The organism is Acetobacter fabarum (assembly GCF_022483405.1).
GTDB classification, from domain to species: domain Bacteria; phylum Pseudomonadota; class Alphaproteobacteria; order Acetobacterales; family Acetobacteraceae; genus Acetobacter; species Acetobacter fabarum.
This window is the reverse complement of record NZ_JAKVNI010000001.1, coordinates 1,736,989-1,753,122: the sequence shown is the minus strand read 5'-3', so window position 1 is coordinate 1,753,122 and position 16,134 is coordinate 1,736,989. Positions and strand designations below refer to the sequence as shown.

Genomic DNA, 16,134 nt, shown 5'->3' with positions numbered 1-16,134 from the left:
CGGCTTAGCTCAGGCTGCGGCTTCTGCTGCTTTGGCGGCAGCGGCTGCACGTTCCTGTGCCTTCTTCTTCGGAGCAGACTGCTTGGGCTGCTCGTTAAAGCTCGGCTTGGCGATCAGGCCGGCGTTACCAAGGAAGCGGGCAACACGATCGGTCGGCTGCGCACCCTGGGAAAGCCAGTGCGTGATGCGTTCGTTTACCAGACGCACGCGTTCAGCGTGGTCGGAAGGCAGCATCGGGTTGTAGGCACCCACTTTTTCAATAAAGCGACCATCACGCGGGCTGCGGCTGTCTGCCACAACGATGTGGTAGTAAGGACGCTTCTTGGCACCAGCGCGGGCAAGACGAATTTTAACACTCATTCGGAATACTCCAGACCGAAAAACAAAACCCGGAAAACTTAGGCAGAAACAGGCCGCATCAGCGGAAGGGAGAACCGCCAGGACCACCCGGCGGGCCTCCACCCATTCCCTTAGGCATGAGCGCAGACATTCCCTGGCGCATGAGACCTTTCACGCCCAGTTTGTTAAAACGCTTCATCATGGTGGACATCATGTCGAACTGCTTGAGCAGCTTGTTGACGTCCTGAACTGTTGTTCCAGACCCTGCGGCAATACGTTTTTTGCGCGAGGCCTTGATAATCCCCGGCGCACGACGTTCGCCCCGGGTCATGGAACCGATAATGGCAAGGTGCTTTTTAAGGACGGACGTATCAAGGTCCTTGTCCCCCAGCGCTTCCTTGACCTTACCCATACCCGGCAACATTCCCAGAATACCGGAAATGGAACCAAGCTTGTTGATCTGGCGGATCTGGGATGCGTAGTCATCCAGATCAAACTTGCCAGCCATCATGCGCTGGGCCAGACGCTCACCTTCCTCGTGGTCCAGCGTATCCGCTGCTTTTTCCACAAGACCGGCAATATCACCCAGGCCCAGAATACGGCCTGCCACACGCTCGGGATGGAACTCATCCAGCGCGTCCAGCTTTTCGCCCGAGCCTGTCAGCTTGATGGGTGCGCCGGTAATGGCCTTCATGGACAGGGCCGCACCACCGCGCGCATCACCATCCATACGGGTCATGACAACACCGGTCACACCCACGGCCTCGTTAAACGCCTTGGCGGTATTGACCGCGTCCTGCCCGGTCATGGCGTCCACAACCAGCAGCGTTTCCGCCGGGTGTGTTACGTCCCTGATCTGGCGGACTTCCTCCATCAGCGCTTCGTCAATGGACAGACGACCCGCCGTATCGAGGATAACGACGTCATACCCTTCCTTGCGCCCGACTTCGAGCGCGCGCTGGGCAATCCCGACTGGTGTCTGCCCCGCAATAATGGGCAGGGACGTTACACCAGCCTGCTGGGCAAGCTGGGCCAACTGCAACTGGGCGGCCGGGCGTTGCGTATCGAGCGAGGCCAGCAGCACTTTTTTACGCTCACGCGTAGCAAGGCGCAGGGCCAGCTTGCCCGATGTGGTGGTTTTACCCGAACCCTGAAGCCCGACCATAAGCACCGGCACGGGTGGGGTGGCATTCAGGTTAAGGGGGGCAACACCTGCACCGCCGAGCGCGTCGATCAGCGCATCGTTAACAATTTTTGCAACGGCCTGACCGGGAGAAATGCTTTCCAGCACCTCCTGCCCAACCGCGCGTTCCTTAACCTTGTTAACAAAGTCCTTAACAACGGGCAGCGCGACGTCCGCATCCAGCATGGCCAGACGGACTTCGCGCATGGCCTCCATCACATCGGCTTCAGACAGCGCGCCACGTTTGGCGAGACCATCAAAAACCCCGGAAAGCTTGCCTGAAAGAGCTTCGAACAAGTGCAACACACCCCATAACGAGACGCGCCACTGCGCGAACACTCGCGGAGTGGCGGTCCTGATTTGTTGCAGGGCTTACGGTACGACCGGGCCCTGAGTCAAGGAACTTCTGGTTTTTACTTCTTCTGGCTATCGGAAGAAATCTGCTGGGCGGGATGCTGCAAGGCATTCAGCTGGCTCAGCAGGTCATGGATCTTGCGCTGCCGCTCACGCATCTGGGTCAGCTGCTCAGGCGTCAGCACGTCATGAATCCGGCTGGCGGTCTGGAGGTGCCGTGCCTCGCGCTCTGCACGCAGGGCTGCCATTTTCTGCTGTACCTGCGCAATCTGGTTCTGATCCAGCGGGCCGGGCACGCTCAGCAGGTCCTGTATCTGCTCGTGCAGGTTTTCAAACTCTTCCTGCGTGTCCTGCGCCTGATCCTGGTCATGCGCTTCCTTGAGGATGGTTGTGATCTGGTTGCGCTGCTTGCGGGTCAGGTCCAGCCCCTCCAGCGCATTACCGCCCGGACCGCCAAAGGTGGAGCCAACACCCATGCCACCACCCCAACCACCCGGCCCCGCCGCATGCGCCGACAGACCAGAGAGAGAAAGCCCCGCGACCATTGCCGCAGCCAAGACACCGTTGCTGATCTTCATGACCTGAAATACTCCCCTGCAAAAACAGATTCCACTGTTTGACAGTGACCACAAAAACACCAAAACGCCCCGTGCGCAAACACCCCACACCCTGCCTTAGCGGAGCATGGGCGGCCAGCGCTCAGGCCTGATGCATTAACGCTTCAAACCGGGCGGCTGTTTCCAGCTCCATCTGCATACGGGCAATGCGGTCCGTAACTTCTGTATCCTGCCCCCAGACCGCCATCTGCTGGCGCTCATCCACCGTAGCGCAGGCAACCAGTTCCTCCACCGGTGCGCCACCAAGCAAGGCCAGCCCCAGCACCAGACTCCCCAGTGCCGGAACGGCTACACCCAGCACGGCAAGCTGCGCGTCTGTCATGCTCTCCATAACCGTACCAAGCGCCTGCAAAGCCTGATCGGACTGGCAGATAGGCATAACCCCGAGTGTGGTCCGGAAGGTTGCACCGTAGGTTTTATCCAGCCATGCCAGCCACGGGTCCCACAGGGTTGCCTGCTGTTGCGCCAGCTTGCCACCCGCGCCGTCGCGGTAACAGATCAGGTCGCTGTTGGCATAAGCCAGAAGGCTTTGCACCACCCCGTCCCGCGCCTGCGGAATGCGCTCGAGCATGGAGCCTGCAATGCCGGTTAATGGCAGGTCATCGGGGGTAAAATACCCCTCTGCGGTTTGCCCGGCAGCCTGCCATTCGGCCACCAGTGCCTCGGCCAGCGCGCGGGATGGCACACACAGGACCGTTTTACCCGGCAGACGTACGCTGCGCCCGTCCAGATGAACAGCAAATCCCCCATCATGCGGGACAAGCTGGACCTGCTTCCAAAACCGTTTGCGCCCTGCCGGGGTACGCCCGGGCAGACCCATTGCGTTCGCGCTCACCGGAACAGCCCCAGACCATGCAGCATGTTCATGATCTTTTCCTCCTTGCTGGCTTTTTTTGTCACCACGGTCGGGCTTGGACCATCGGCTCCTTCACGCGCAGCAGCCAGAAGTGGCGCGCAGGAGGTAGCCTCCTCCCCTTCCCCACCAATGATAATGCCAACGCGCCCATCCTGCGCGGCAGCCATGCTCACCTGCGGGTTATTCCACGGCCCCGTGACACGCAGGGAGGACGAAGCCGAAGCCCCTCCCAGCAGCACCTGCGGTGCCAGCTCCATGTTAAGCTCATGCGTATCCAGAGTAACCGTTCCCTGCCCGCGCAGGTGCAAAAAGGCGCTTTCCAGCCCGACCTGATCAATATGGGCCACGCCGTTGGCAAACTGTGTATGCACACCAAAGCAGCGCACAGGCATCTGCCCCTTGACCGGCACCTGCGGCCCCAGAAAACGGCGTATCAGCCCGCCGCCCACGCTCCCATCCACCACGGACGCACCCAGATGCCCTGCAAGGGAACTACTGCGCGCAGCCGCCGTATCACCCTGCGCAGAGAGCGCACCCACAAGCTGGACCGTGCCCTGCATGTCCGGTGCAACCTGCATCCATGCCTGTACAACCGCCAGAGGCAGGAAAACCGAGCGGGCGGAAGCCTCCACCTGCGGCTGCGGGCCAGACAGGTCATACACAAACCGGGCAACCTGCTGCTGGCCATTCCCCACGGCATGGATGGGGTCCAGCACCAGACGGGCATTGGCAAGCGCCACATGCGTTTGCACCTGCGACCAGGTAACACCCTGCCAGCTTACGGCCTGCACCTGCATATCCCCCGCCAGCGCAAGGTTGTGCATGACGTCCGCAACCGTGTGATTTTTGTATAAAAATGCCGTTTTGTCGGTTTCAACATGCCCGGTAACTGTCAGCCCGGTAGCATCCGGCCATTGCGTGCCAAACGCCAGATGCTCCAGCGCACCCTGCACATCCAGCGCGGAATGGGCAGCACTGAGCGCACCCTTGACCTGCACGGAAGACTGCCCCTGCGTAACCGCCAGATCCACGGGTGCAGGGATTTGCTCCTGCATCTGCACAAGTTGTGCCAGAGTGCCCGCGGACCCGTTAAGACCCACAGGCTGGCTACCCAGTTGCCCTTCCACATGCAGGCTGAGCGGGTCCGTTGGGGTGGGCGCATCCACCACAGCACGGACAAGTGCTGCCTGTGGCAGCCAGCGCCCCAGATCCACACGCCCCGTGCGGATATGCAGGCTCTGGACCTGCGGGGCATCCCCACTCCCCGCCACGCTCAGATCCACCGAGAGGTTTTGCCCATCAGGCAGATTGGCATGGGGGAAAAAGGCATTCAGGTCCTGTAACTGCCCGACAGAGCCGCCCATATGCAGGTTATACACACGCTCGGCCTGCGGTGCGTTGATCACGCCATCCACATGCGCAAGGCCTATGGAATGCCCGCCATTGTTCAAACTCAGGCGGAGTTGCAGGGGCAGTTGCGCACCAAGGGGCCAGAACGGGCCTGTCTGCCCGGTCAGGCTGAAGCTGGCGGAGCCCTTCTGGCCCTGTATGTCCAGATCGGGGGCCGTGCCATCCAGCCCACGCAACGTGGCCTTGCGCAGGCCAAACGTGCCCGAATAATGGGTAAGGGCGTCATCCCACACCACATCTGCCTGCACGATGTTCAGGTCCGATGCGCTGACATTCCAGTGCATCCGCACGGCAGGTGCAGGGCCCGCAGCCTGCTCCGTGGCGGCTGGTGGGGTCAGCAGCCAGTCCGCCCGGCCATCACTCAGGCGGCGCAGGGTGATTTTGGGGGCAATAATGCTCACATCCCGGAACGCAATGCGGTGGGAAAACAGCGGCATGATGGAGAGCCGTGCCCGCACCTGCTTGACCGCCAGCACGTCCGGGCCACCATCCTCCACGCCGGAAAGGCGCACATTCTGCGCCTCCACCCAAGGGAAGGGCAGCACCCACACATGCAGCGTGCCAATGCTCAGGTGCCGCCCCGTGCCCTGTTCCACCGCATCACTCAGCCGGGTTTTCAGCCATGTGGCATCCTGCGTTGCGGAAAAAATTGTCCCGCCACCCGCGACCACAGCCACAACACCCGCAAGCAGGCCAATTTTCCACTTAAACCGCATTGTCACGTTTTCTCCCGCGCGAGGTCGGTTGCCGCTCAGCCGCCCTTGCGCGCAGGGGGCGGCGTTGTTCCGGGTGTAAAGCCAAGAGCGCGGAAGGTCTCGCGCATATGCGCGGGGAGTTCAGCACTTACAACAAGGCGGCCACCTGCGGGGTGGGGCATGTCCAGCTCCCGCGCATGCAGGTGCAACTGGTCCGTAAAGCCGGAGGGGTGCGCTGTGGCCCCACCATATTTGGGGTCACCCAGAATGGGGGTGCCAAGGGATTCGCAATGCACGCGCAACTGGTGCGTGCGCCCCGTAAGGGGGGAAAGCCCAAGCCATGAGAACTTGCGGGCTGCCGAATCCAGTACTTCGTACACAGTCCGGGCGGACTGGGCATCCTCATCCTTACGGTCGGCGGCAACGGTAATGGCCCCCGGCCCGGCACCCAGGCGGGCAAGCGGCTGGTCGATCTCGCCCGAGAGCGGGTCTGGCCTGCCTACAACAACAGCCCAGTACGTCTTTTTAACGTCCCGCCCACGGAAGGAGGCCGCAAGTTTGGCAGCTACGCCGGGGGTTCTGGCCAGCAGCAGCAGGCCCGATGTATCGCGGTCAATCCGGTGGACCAGCCTCGGGCGCGGGTCATCGGGGTTTTCACGCAGGCCATCGAGCATCATGTCCACATGGCGGGTAATGCCCGGACCACCCTGCACGGCCAGGCCGGAGGGTTTGTTCAGCACAATCAGGTGCTTGTCCTGATAAACGACCATACGCTGGATTTCGCGCACCAGCTTGTCGTCCAGCGGGCGCGGCACATCACGCGCGGGCTTGGCAGCCATGGGAATGGGCGGCACGCGCACGCTCTGCCCCGGCTCGAGCCGGGTGGAGGCCTCCACCCTTTTGCCCTCAACGCGAATCTGGCCTGTGCGGCACAGTTTTTGCAGCGCGCCCTGGGTCAGATGCGGGTAATGGCGACGGAAATAACGGTCGAGGCGGATACCGGCCTCGTCCTCGCTCACGGTAAGATTGACAACACTCATGCGCTGATATTCACGACTGGCGCCGTTCCCGCAAGCGGGACCATGTTTCCAGCCTGTGTTTGACCTCCCGTTCGTAGCCTCTACCCGTTGGATTATAAAAGGTCTGGCGGCGCATACCATCGGGGAAATAATTCTGCCCCGAAAAACCTTCCTCCGCATCGTGGTCGTATTCATACCCCTTGCCGTAGCCAATATCCTGCATCAGCCGCGTGGGCGCGTTCAGGATATGCGCGGGCGGGATAAGGCTGCCAGTGGCCTTGGCGGCACGGCGTGCAGCCCCATACGCCTTGTAGGCCGCGTTGGATTTGGGGGCTGTCGCCAGATGCACCACAAGCTGTGCCAGAGCCAACTCACCCTCGGGCGAGCCAAGCCGCTCATATGTCTCCCACGCAGCCACGGCCAGAGGCAGGGCGTTAGGGTCGGCCATGCCCACATCCTCGGTGGCAAAGCGGGTCAAGCGGCGGGCCAGATAACGCGGGTCCTCGCCCCCTTCGAGCATACGCGCAAACCAGTACAGCGCGGCGTCAGGGTCCGAGCCGCGGAGTGATTTGTGCAGGGCGGAAATAAGGTTGTAATGCTCCTCCCGGTCCCGGTCATACAGAATGGCTCTTTTGGCCAGCAACCGGGCCAGAGCCTGCGCATCCAGCGGTTTTGTGTTTTTCAGGCTCAGAACCTGCTCAACCATGTTCAGCAGGTAGCGGCCATCCCCATCCGCCATGGCGCGCAGGGTGGCACGCCCGTCCTCCGTAAGAGGCAGGGGGTGGCCTGTCTCCTCCTCCGCGCGGGCCAGCAGGGCTTCCAGTGCCGGGTCATCCAGCCGGTTAAGCACCATAACCTGACAGCGCGAGAGCAGGGCCGAGTTCAGGGCGAAGGAAGGGTTCTCGGTCGTGGCCCCTACCAGCACCACGGTTCCGTCCTCCACCACGGGCAGAAAGCCATCCTGCTGCGCGCGGTTGAAGCGATGGATCTCATCCACAAACAAAAGTGTGCCCACGCCCCCGGCCGCCAGCTTGCGCGCGGCGTCGAACGCTTTTTTCAGGTCCGCCACCCCGGAAAACACGGCCGAAATCTGCATGAACCGCAACCCCGCGGCCTGTGCCAGCAGGCGGGCTATGGTGGTTTTGCCTACCCCCGGCCCACCCCACAGGATCAGGCTGGGCAGGGTGCCGCGCTCAAGCATGAGCGTAAGCGTGCCCTCCGGCCCCAGCAAGTGCCCCTGCCCCACCACATCGGCCAGACAGGCCGGGCGCAGGCGGTCCGCCAGCGGTTGGGTTGGAGCGGGCCTGCCCCCCGCGCGCGCCGAAGCGGCATCGGCACCCGGCGTGGGGGAGGCCCCGCCAAACAGGTCTTCCCCCGTCATGGTGCTGCGTGCCGTGTGGTCATGGCGTTCATACCTTCAGTCTCAAAATCTGTCCTGTTCGCCGTATATATCGCCATGCGCGGCCTGTTTTTCCAGTAGCTGCGCAAACCGGGCCGTGCTGGGCCGGCCCCATCGGGGACGATATTATTCTTCCGGCTGGGCGGGCAGGTCGAACGTACTGGCCGGAATATCCGCCCCCGGATGCACGTCAAACAGGGTTACGCGGGTCTCATGCCCCTGTGCATCCAGCACACTCCATGAGCGCAAGGCCAGCGGGGTTTCATAAAACACCAGTGTCAGGCTGCCATCTCCGGGCGATGCCGTGCGCACCAGCTTGACCGCAAGCAGCCCGGCTTCGTGGCGGAAGGCGGTCAATGTAACCCCGTCAGACAGGCTGACATGCTGGGCCAGCAGAAGCCCAAGCGGGGTCCGGTCCATGGGTATGACCGTTGTCTGGTCCAGTTGGCTGTCGCGGAACACAACCTTGCCCTGATTGGCAACCAGCAGCAAAGGGGATGGCGGGTCGTAGGCCAGACGCATCTGGCCGGGGCGCTTCATCCACACCGTGCCGGTTGTGCGTTTGCCCTCCGCATCTATCTGCTGGATGCGGGCCTTGAAGGTGAGCGCATGGTTAAGCTCCTGCTCAATCCGGCCAACCCATACCTTGTCCGCAGCACTCAGGCGGGCGGGCTGCACGGTGCTGGCGGCTGCAGTATCAGCACCACCTTGGGCATCCTGCGCATGGGCAGCCCCCGCCAGCAGGAGCAGACCGGCACATAATGGCGCAACAGCACGAAAAACTCTTATCATGAACAGGGCATCTCACTTTGACTGCCAGCTATTACAGCCAGCCATTACCGCCAGCAAAAACGCAGATACTCTCAAACCACCAGCAACCCGAGCGCCAGAGCCAGCGCAATGGTCAGCCCAATTTTGCGGTTGGCATAAAACTGCGCAAGGCACAAAGCCGGCCGGGCCGGGTTAACCGCTACAGCCTGCCGCCAGAACAGCACACCGGGCAGCAGCAGCGCGGGCCAGAACAGCCAGCCAGCACCGGCCAGCAGGCCAGCCCCCGCCAGCAGCACAAGGGTCAGCCCATAGCACACGCCAATAAACGCCCGTGCCCGCCCGGCCATAAGGCGCGAGGTGGATTTAACGCCAATCCGCGCATCATCCTCCATGTCCTGAAAGCCATAGATCGTATCAAACCCAAGCTGCCAGACAATCGTGGCAGCATAAAGGGCGGCCTGTGCCCATGCCAGCTGCCCCGCAGCAGCCGCATACCCCATGGGTGCGCCAAAGCCGAACGTAAACCCCATGACAAGCTGCGGCCACCATGTAAACCGCTTGGCCAGAGGGTAAAGCCCCACCAGCACAAGGGAGGACACACCCAGCATCCATGAAAGGGGGTTAAGCTGCACCAGCACCCCAAGCCCCATAACCAGCAACAAAGCCAGAAAGGCCGTGGCCTGCCGCATGCCCAGCGCGCCGGACGCCAGTGGCCGCCCCGCCGTACGCGCAACCTGACGGTCAATATCGCGGTCCCACATGTCGTTTACAACACAGCCCGCCGCACGCATGACCAGACTGCCAATGCCAAACAGCACAATCAGCCTGACCCGTTCCATGGAAGCCACGCCCTGGGGGAGCAGAATGCCCCATACACCGGGCAGCCACAAAAGCCATGTTCCCACCGGCCGGTCCAGCCGGGCCAGCAGAGCATAAGCCTGCAGGGAGGGAGGGAGGCGGGCAATCCATCCCGTAACCCGGATGTCGGTATGGCTGGTGGAAGCAGACACGATTCTGATAAGGCCTCTGGTCAGGAACAACGGGCACCGTTTTGCGCCCTTCCCTATGCCACAAACTGGTGCGGACCATAACCTCCCCCCACCACCTCCTTTGCAAAACAGGGTATTTCGTGCGTAAACCGGGCCGGTTCCTCCCTCACCCGAGCAGATGCAGGATAAATGACCGGCATGAATGGCCTCTCCCGCCTCCCCCGCCTGTATATGGACCCCGCCCTTGTGCCCACGGCGCAGGAGGGCGCTCCCTGCCCGATTGCCCCCGAGCAGGCGCGCTACCTTGGCACTGTCCTGCGCAAAAAGGCTGGGGAACAGGTGCGTGTGTTCCATGCAGGCATGGGGGAATGGCTGGCCAGCATAGCCGAAATCCGCAAGGACCGGAGTGGGCTGACCCTTGAGCGCCAGCTACGCGCCCCGCAGCCCTGCCCGCCCCTGCGGCTGGCCTTTGCCCTGCTCAAGCGCGATGCAACCGATCTGGTCCTGCGCATGGGCACCGAACTGGGCGTGACGGAATTTCTGCCACTTGTCACCGAACGCACCAACACCCACCGCGTCAACCCCGAGCGCCTGCACGCCATAGCCGTGGAAGCCGCCGAACAATGCGAAAGGCTGGACATACCGGCCATAGCGCAGGTGCAGACCCTGCCCGCCTTGCTGGGGAGCTGGCCGCAGCAGGCAAGCCTGTTTGCCGCAATAGAACGGCTGGACGAACGCGAGAGCACACCCCACCCCACCCCGCGACTGGTGCAGGAGGGAGATGGACTCCTGATCGGGCCGGAAGGCGGGTTGAGCGATGGTGAGTGCCAGACCCTGCTCAAGCGCCCTTTTGTTGCCCCAATTTCCCTTGGTTCACTGGTGCTGCGGGCCGATACTGCGGTGGTGGCGGGGCTTGCGCTGCTGGGCAATGGCTTGCGCTCTACCCCTGTTTCATCACAATAAGGCAATTGCTCCTGTCTTGCCGTGCAACCGCAAGGCTGTTTTTGGGATACAGAAAACCTCATGTCCAACCCCGGTGCTTCCGACACAACGCCCATCCATTCCATTGCGCAGTTGGCCGAACTGCTTGCGCAGGGCTGCAAACCGCGTGATGCGTGGCGCATAGGCACCGAGCATGAAAAATTCGGCTTTGTGCGCCCGGAAGCCACCGTGGGCGCAGACGCACCCCAGGCTGGCAAAGCAGCCTACGCAACACCCCCCTATGCCCCACAGGGCATAGAAACCCTGCTGCGTAACCTCCACAAATCCGAACCCGATGACTGGACCTCCGTGCTGGATGACGGGCGCATTATCGGGCTCAAAGGTCAGGGGGAGGCTGCGGGGGCTGCCATATCGCTCGAACCGGCCGGGCAGTTCGAACTTTCCGGTGCGCCCTTGCGCACCCTGCATGACACGGCGGAAGAACTGAGCAACCATTTTGATGCCGTGCGCCCGCTGGCACGCAAGCTGGGGCTGGGTTTTGCGCCGCTGGGCTTCCACCCCACCGCAACCCGTGCTGACCAGCCATGGATGCCCAAAACACGCTACGGCATTATGCGCGACTACATGCCCAAGGTTGGCACCATGGGGCTGGACATGATGCAGCGCACCTGCACCGTGCAGGTTAATCTGGATTTTGGCTCCGAGCAGGACATGGTGCGCAAAATGCAGGTTTCCATGGCGCTGCAACCCGTAGCCACGGCCCTGTTCGCCAACTCTCCCTTTGTGGAGGGCAAGCCCAACAACTTCCTTTCCAACCGTGCACGGGTCTGGACCGATACGGACAATGCCCGCTCGGGTATGCCTTCCTGCGTGTTTGAAAAAGACTTTGGCTTTGAACGCTATGTGGACTGGGCGCTGGACGTGCCCATGTACTTCATCATGCGTGAGGGCCGGATGCACAACGTGGCTGGCCGCTCCTTCCGCGCATGGCTGAATGGTGAGCGGCAGGATGGGCTGGAAGGCTTTACCCCCACGCTGGGTGATTTTGAAGACCACCTGACAACCGCCTTCCCCGATGTGCGGCTCAAGCAGTTTCTGGAAATGCGCGGGGCCGATGCCGGATCGCCCGAAATGATGATGGCCCTGCCCGCCCTGTGGACCGGCCTGCTGTATGATGACTCCGCACTCGAAGCCGCATGGGAACTGGTGCGCGCCCGCCCGTGGGAAGACTACGTAAAGCTGCGCGAACTGGTACCCATGATGGGGCTGGACACCCCTTGGGGTGAAGGCACGGTGCGCGACCTTGCCGCCCATATGCTCTCCATTTCCATGGATGGCCTGCAAAACCGGGATATGGTGGACGAACAGAGCCAGACGAGCGAATGGGTGTATCTGGCCCCACTCACTGCCCTTGCCGCAGGTGCCCCCACACAGGCCGAACACTGGCTGGAACGCTATTACGGCCCGTGGATGGGTGATGCCTCGCGCATTTTCCTTGAAAGCGAAGTCTGATTACAAAACAGACAAAAGGCGTTGTTCCAGCCGGGCAGACTGGACCGACGCCCTAAGCTGCTCCCGCGCCACCCTGCGCGCCGCCTGCCCCATGCCAGTGCGGACACCCGCCTGTAAAACATGGGCCAGTGCCTGTGCCAGTGCCTGCGCATCCCCCGCCGGCACCACCAGCCCCCCTCCATCAAGCAGGGTTGCCTCCAGCCCGGCCTCGCTGGAGGCCACAACCGGCACGCCATACATCATGGCTTCAGCCGCCACGCTGGGCAGGCCTTCCCGGTCCCCCCCAGTGGCCCGCACACTGGGCACGACCAGTGCTACCGCGTGTTCAAGCTGCTGGCGGAGCTGCCCGGCACTTAACCAGCCAGCAAAACAGACATGCTCAAGCCCTGCGGCATACTGCTCCATGGCCGCGCGCATTGGCCCGTCGCCCGCCAGCACCACAGGGGGCGTTACCCCCTGCCCAGCCAGAATACGCAGGGCATCCAGCAGGACAGGCAGTCCTTTTTTTTCCACAAACCGTCCGGCAAAAACCAAACGGTCAAACGGTCCCCGAGCGGGCGCCACATCCTCGGTGCCAATGTTCAGCACCTCAAGCTTGTGGGCGGGCACACCGCGCTCCAATAACCTGTCCCGCACCCCGTCGGACACGCACACAAACATGGCGCTGTAATCCAGCAGACTTTGCCACCTGCGCTGAAAAACAGGAGGCGGAAAGCGGTTTGCGTAATGCTTGTCCTTAAAGGCATCGCCTCCGTGGAATGTCACAACCAGTGGTAAGCCCAGTTGCCGGGCAATGGGCAGAGCCAACGCGCCCCCCCGCCCAAACTGGGCATGGACCACCACAGGGGCCAGATCAGCCACGGCACGGCCTGCCCCCCACCCCAGTTGTTTAAACGCCAGCCGCCGCAGCCCCCCTAACACACGGCCTTCGCCAAGAATGCGCAAGGTGGTAGCCATATCCGCCGGAGGGTTATCTCGGTGGCAACCAACCCAGTAAGGCCGCAACTGGCTGAAGGCCATGTACTGCCTGCGCATGAAGGCATGCTCGGATGCGGGCAGAAGCCGGTCCCTGTACACAAGGCATGTTTTCATGCTGCCATCCCCTGAGCTGTTGCCACGCAATAGGGCATTACGCTGAGCGCCCGCCCAGCAGGCGGCTGGCACTCAGCAGTGCAGCAAACAAAGCCACACACCCGGCGGCCAGCAGGCATTCACGGTTGGCAGCATCTGCCCAGAGGGTAAAAAAGGCAGCAACTCCCATGGCCCCAACCGTCTGCCCGGCCTGACGGGCCACCTGCACCATACCGCTGGCACCCCCGGCCCTGTGCAGGGGGGCGGCAACCATCATCGCCCGGTTGTTGGGGGGCTGAAAACACCCAAACCCCCACCCGGCAAGGGCCGTGCGCCAGGCAATATCCCACAATGCAGGGTGGGCAGGCAGTTGCCAGAGCAGGAAAAACCCCGAAGCCGTAAGCCCCAGCCCGATGGAAGATAGAACCCCGGCCGAAATACGGTCCGCCACCCGGCGAATAACCGGGGCCGAGAGCATAATACCAATAGGCCACGGAGTTATGAGCAGCCCGGTCTGGGCAGAGCTAAGGCCCAGCGCGTCATGCAGGGTAAAGGGCATGGAAACGATATAAAAATTGGACGCGATAAAACCGCAGAACCCGGTGGTAAACGCCACGGCAAAATCGGGGCGGCGCAAAAGGTCAACCGGCAGGATCGGCTGGGCCAGCCCGACCTCACGCCGCACCAGCCACACGCCAGCCATAAGCCCACATAACAGCAGCAGCAAAGAGCCAACCCAGCCCTGCGCATGGGCTAGACCATCGCCCCCCATAATGCAAGCCCCAAAGGCCACAACGCACAGCAGGCTGCCGGTCATGTCGGGCATATGGGGCGCGCGTGGCGTGTTGGGCAGGGCGTAAAACGCCATACCCAGAGCCGCAGCCCCCAAAGGCAGGTTGATCCAGAACAGCCACGGCCAGGATGCAAAGGTAAGAATACCCGCAGCAGCTGTAGGCCCCAACGCCACCCCAAGAGCTACCACCAGCCCGTTAAGGGCCATGCCGCGCCCGATTTCCGCCGAAGGGTAAATAAAGCGCACCAGAGCGATGTTCACGCTCATGATGCAAGCCCCCCCTATGCCCTGCAACACCCGCGCACCGGCCAGTACCGGCAGGCTGGCTGCCATGGCGCACAGGAGTGAAGCCACCATAAAGAGCAGAATGCCCGCCCGGCACAGCCGCGCAAACCCCACCCGGCTACCAAGGGCAGCCAGCGGCAGCAGGGAAACCAGACTGGCCATCTGGTAGGCATTGACGATCCAGATGGAGGAGGAAGAAGACGCCCGGAGGTCTCGCGCAATGTCTGGCAGGGCCACATTGGCAATGGCGTAGTCGAGCAACGCCAGAAAAACCGAAAGAGAAACCGCCAGCATGGCCCAGTTTCTGGCCGAGCCATGCAAACCATCGGAGGGAGGTGGCTGGCGGGGCGGGGTCTGCTGGGGGGGCGTCATGCTGGTTCTGGCTCCTTACTGGGGGCAGCACACTGCCTGTGGCAGAGCTGTCAGCCCATGACAAAGCCGCAGCGGATACCCCTTTTGCGCGTAACCTGACCCGTTGGGGTCAGGTATTTGCGTACGGGTTTTTGGTACCACGCGTTTGCAGCCGAATGGGTACACCCGGCAGATCAAACGCTTCACGCAGGCCATTGACCAGATACCGCTTGTAATCATCGGGCATCTGCTCGGCTCGGGTGCCGAAAACAACAAAGGTTGGCGGGCGGGATTTAACCTGCGTCATGTAACGCAGCTTAAGCCGCCTGCCATCCACCAACGGAGGCTGGTGGCGTTCAAGCATTTCCTCAAACCAGCGGTTGAGCGCACCTGTGGGAACGCGGGCGTTCCAGACGGTCCAGGCCTCACGCACGGCGGGGAGCAGCTTGTGCACTGCCGAACCGGTCAGGGCAGAAAAGGTTACAACCGGCACGCCACGCATCTGGGCCAGAGAAATGCTCAGCCGGTCCAGAATAGCCTTGCGCGTGGCCGTACGGTCTTCCACCGCGTCCCACTTGTTGAGTGCCAGCACACAGGCCCGTCCTTCCCGCTCGATCAGGCGGGCAATCTGGAGGTCCTGTTCATGCACACCAAGGGTCGCATCCAGCACCAGCACGGCTACCTCCGCCATTTTCAGGGCTTCAATGGAGGCCGAGACAGACATTTTTTCCAAGGCTTCATCAATACGGGCCTTTTTACGCAGGCCTGCTGTATCAACAATCTCGAACGTGTCATCCCCGTCATGCAGGGTTACGGCAATGGAATCACGCGTAAGGCCCGGTTCGGGGCCGGTGATCATGCGCTCTTCACCCAGCAGGGTGTTCAGCAGCGTGGACTTGCCCGCATTAGGCCGCCCGACAATGGCAACCTTGAGCGGTCCCTTGGGGCGAATCTCCTCTTCATCCTCTTCCGACAGGTCGGGTTCGGGGGCCCATTCGTCCTCTTCATCCTCCACCTTGTCAGCAGGCAGGCGCTCGGCAATTTCCCACATCAGGTCGGTCACGCCTTCGCCGTGCTCGGCGGACAGGCCCAGCGGGTCGCCCAGCCCCAATGCGTAAGCTTCCAGCGCAGCGGCTGTGCCCTGCCGCCCTTCCGCCTTGTTGGCGATCAGCAGCACGGGCCGGTTCTGGCGGCGGATCCACTGGGCAAAATGCTCGTCAGCGGGGGTAATGCCTGCGCGTGCATCTATGCAGAACAGAATAAGGTCCGCTTCCTGCACCGCACTCTCGGACGAGGCGCGCATGCGGCCAAACAGTGTATCTGGTGCGGCTTCTTCCAGCCCGGCGGTATCAATCAGGCGTATGTGGCGACCGCGGACAAGGGCAACCCCTTCCTTGCGGTCACGGGTTACACCGGGGGTATCGGCCACCAGTGCCTGCCTGCGCCCCACAAGGCGGTTGAACAGGGTGGATTTGCCCACATTGGGGCGCCCGGCAATAACAACAACCGGCAGGTCCCCCGTCGGTATCGGCGGGAGGGGGCGCATGG

At 62.3% G+C, this 16,134-nt stretch carries 14 protein-coding genes; 2 read left to right on the top strand and 12 right to left on the bottom strand.

What is annotated here, in order from left to right; all coding sequences use genetic code 11:
• Positions 1-9 precede the first annotated feature (9 nt).
• The 9 genes from rpsP to ubiA form a co-directional block, all read right to left on the bottom strand.
• Positions 10-360, bottom strand: coding sequence for a 30S ribosomal protein S16 (rpsP, locus tag LKE65_RS08190; RefSeq protein ID WP_048852797.1), 351 nt, complete (start codon positions 358-360; stop codon positions 10-12).
• Positions 361-418: 58 nt separating this feature from the next.
• Positions 419-1,819: a signal recognition particle protein gene (ffh, locus tag LKE65_RS08185; protein ID WP_086645482.1), complete on the bottom strand. Its 1,401-nt coding sequence runs from the start codon at positions 1,817-1,819 to the stop codon at positions 419-421.
• Positions 1,820-1,935: 116 nt separating this feature from the next.
• On the bottom strand, positions 1,936-2,454 hold the full coding sequence (locus LKE65_RS08180; protein ID WP_278740951.1) for a Spy/CpxP family protein refolding chaperone: 519 nt from the start codon (positions 2,452-2,454) through the stop codon (positions 1,936-1,938).
• A gap of 121 nt (positions 2,455-2,575) precedes the next feature.
• The gene (locus tag LKE65_RS08175) at positions 2,576-3,313 is read right to left on the bottom strand and encodes an ATP12 family chaperone protein (protein ID WP_341461209.1); all 738 of its coding nucleotides are present in this window, start codon (positions 3,311-3,313) and stop codon (positions 2,576-2,578) included.
• A gap of 11 nt (positions 3,314-3,324) precedes the next feature.
• Entirely contained in the window at positions 3,325-5,475 is a 2,151-nt protein-coding gene (locus LKE65_RS08170; protein ID WP_278741812.1) for an AsmA family protein, read from the bottom strand.
• 35 nt (positions 5,476-5,510) lie between these two features.
• On the bottom strand, positions 5,511-6,494 hold the full coding sequence (locus LKE65_RS08165; RefSeq protein WP_086645486.1) for an RluA family pseudouridine synthase: 984 nt from the start codon (positions 6,492-6,494) through the stop codon (positions 5,511-5,513).
• Positions 6,495-6,504: 10 nt separating this feature from the next.
• Positions 6,505-7,854 (bottom strand): replication-associated recombination protein A, encoded by a 1,350-nt coding sequence (locus LKE65_RS08160; RefSeq protein ID WP_278740949.1) that lies wholly within the window; start codon positions 7,852-7,854, stop codon positions 6,505-6,507.
• A 144-nt stretch (positions 7,855-7,998) separates the two neighbouring features.
• Entirely contained in the window at positions 7,999-8,664 is a 666-nt protein-coding gene (locus LKE65_RS08155) for a LolA family protein (RefSeq protein WP_278740948.1), read from the bottom strand.
• 71 nt (positions 8,665-8,735) lie between these two features.
• Complete coding sequence (ubiA, locus tag LKE65_RS08150) at positions 8,736-9,653, bottom strand: 4-hydroxybenzoate octaprenyltransferase (RefSeq protein ID WP_278740947.1); 918 nt, start codon at positions 9,651-9,653, stop codon at positions 8,736-8,738.
• A gap of 177 nt (positions 9,654-9,830) precedes the next feature.
• Here ubiA and LKE65_RS08145 point away from each other — a divergent pair, with 177 nt between their 5' ends.
• Both LKE65_RS08145 and LKE65_RS08140 read left to right on the top strand, forming a co-directional pair.
• The gene (locus LKE65_RS08145) at positions 9,831-10,595 is read left to right on the top strand and encodes a 16S rRNA (uracil(1498)-N(3))-methyltransferase (protein WP_278740946.1); all 765 of its coding nucleotides are present in this window, start codon (positions 9,831-9,833) and stop codon (positions 10,593-10,595) included.
• A 60-nt stretch (positions 10,596-10,655) separates the two neighbouring features.
• On the top strand, positions 10,656-12,086 hold the full coding sequence (locus tag LKE65_RS08140; RefSeq protein ID WP_278740945.1) for a glutamate--cysteine ligase: 1,431 nt from the start codon (positions 10,656-10,658) through the stop codon (positions 12,084-12,086).
• On the opposite strand, the gene LKE65_RS08135 is transcribed toward LKE65_RS08140, so the two are convergent.
• The 3 genes from LKE65_RS08135 to der form a co-directional block, all read right to left on the bottom strand.
• A complete protein-coding gene (locus LKE65_RS08135) occupies positions 12,087-13,178 on the bottom strand; it encodes a glycosyltransferase (RefSeq protein ID WP_278740943.1) in 1,092 nt (363 codons plus the stop codon).
• Between the two features lie 37 nt (positions 13,179-13,215).
• Positions 13,216-14,607 (bottom strand): MFS transporter, encoded by a 1,392-nt coding sequence (locus LKE65_RS08130; protein ID WP_278740942.1) that lies wholly within the window; start codon positions 14,605-14,607, stop codon positions 13,216-13,218.
• 109 nt (positions 14,608-14,716) lie between these two features.
• On the bottom strand, positions 14,717-16,132 hold the full coding sequence (gene der, locus LKE65_RS08125) for a ribosome biogenesis GTPase Der (protein WP_086645679.1): 1,416 nt from the start codon (positions 16,130-16,132) through the stop codon (positions 14,717-14,719).
• Between the last annotated feature and the right edge of the window lie 2 nt (positions 16,133-16,134).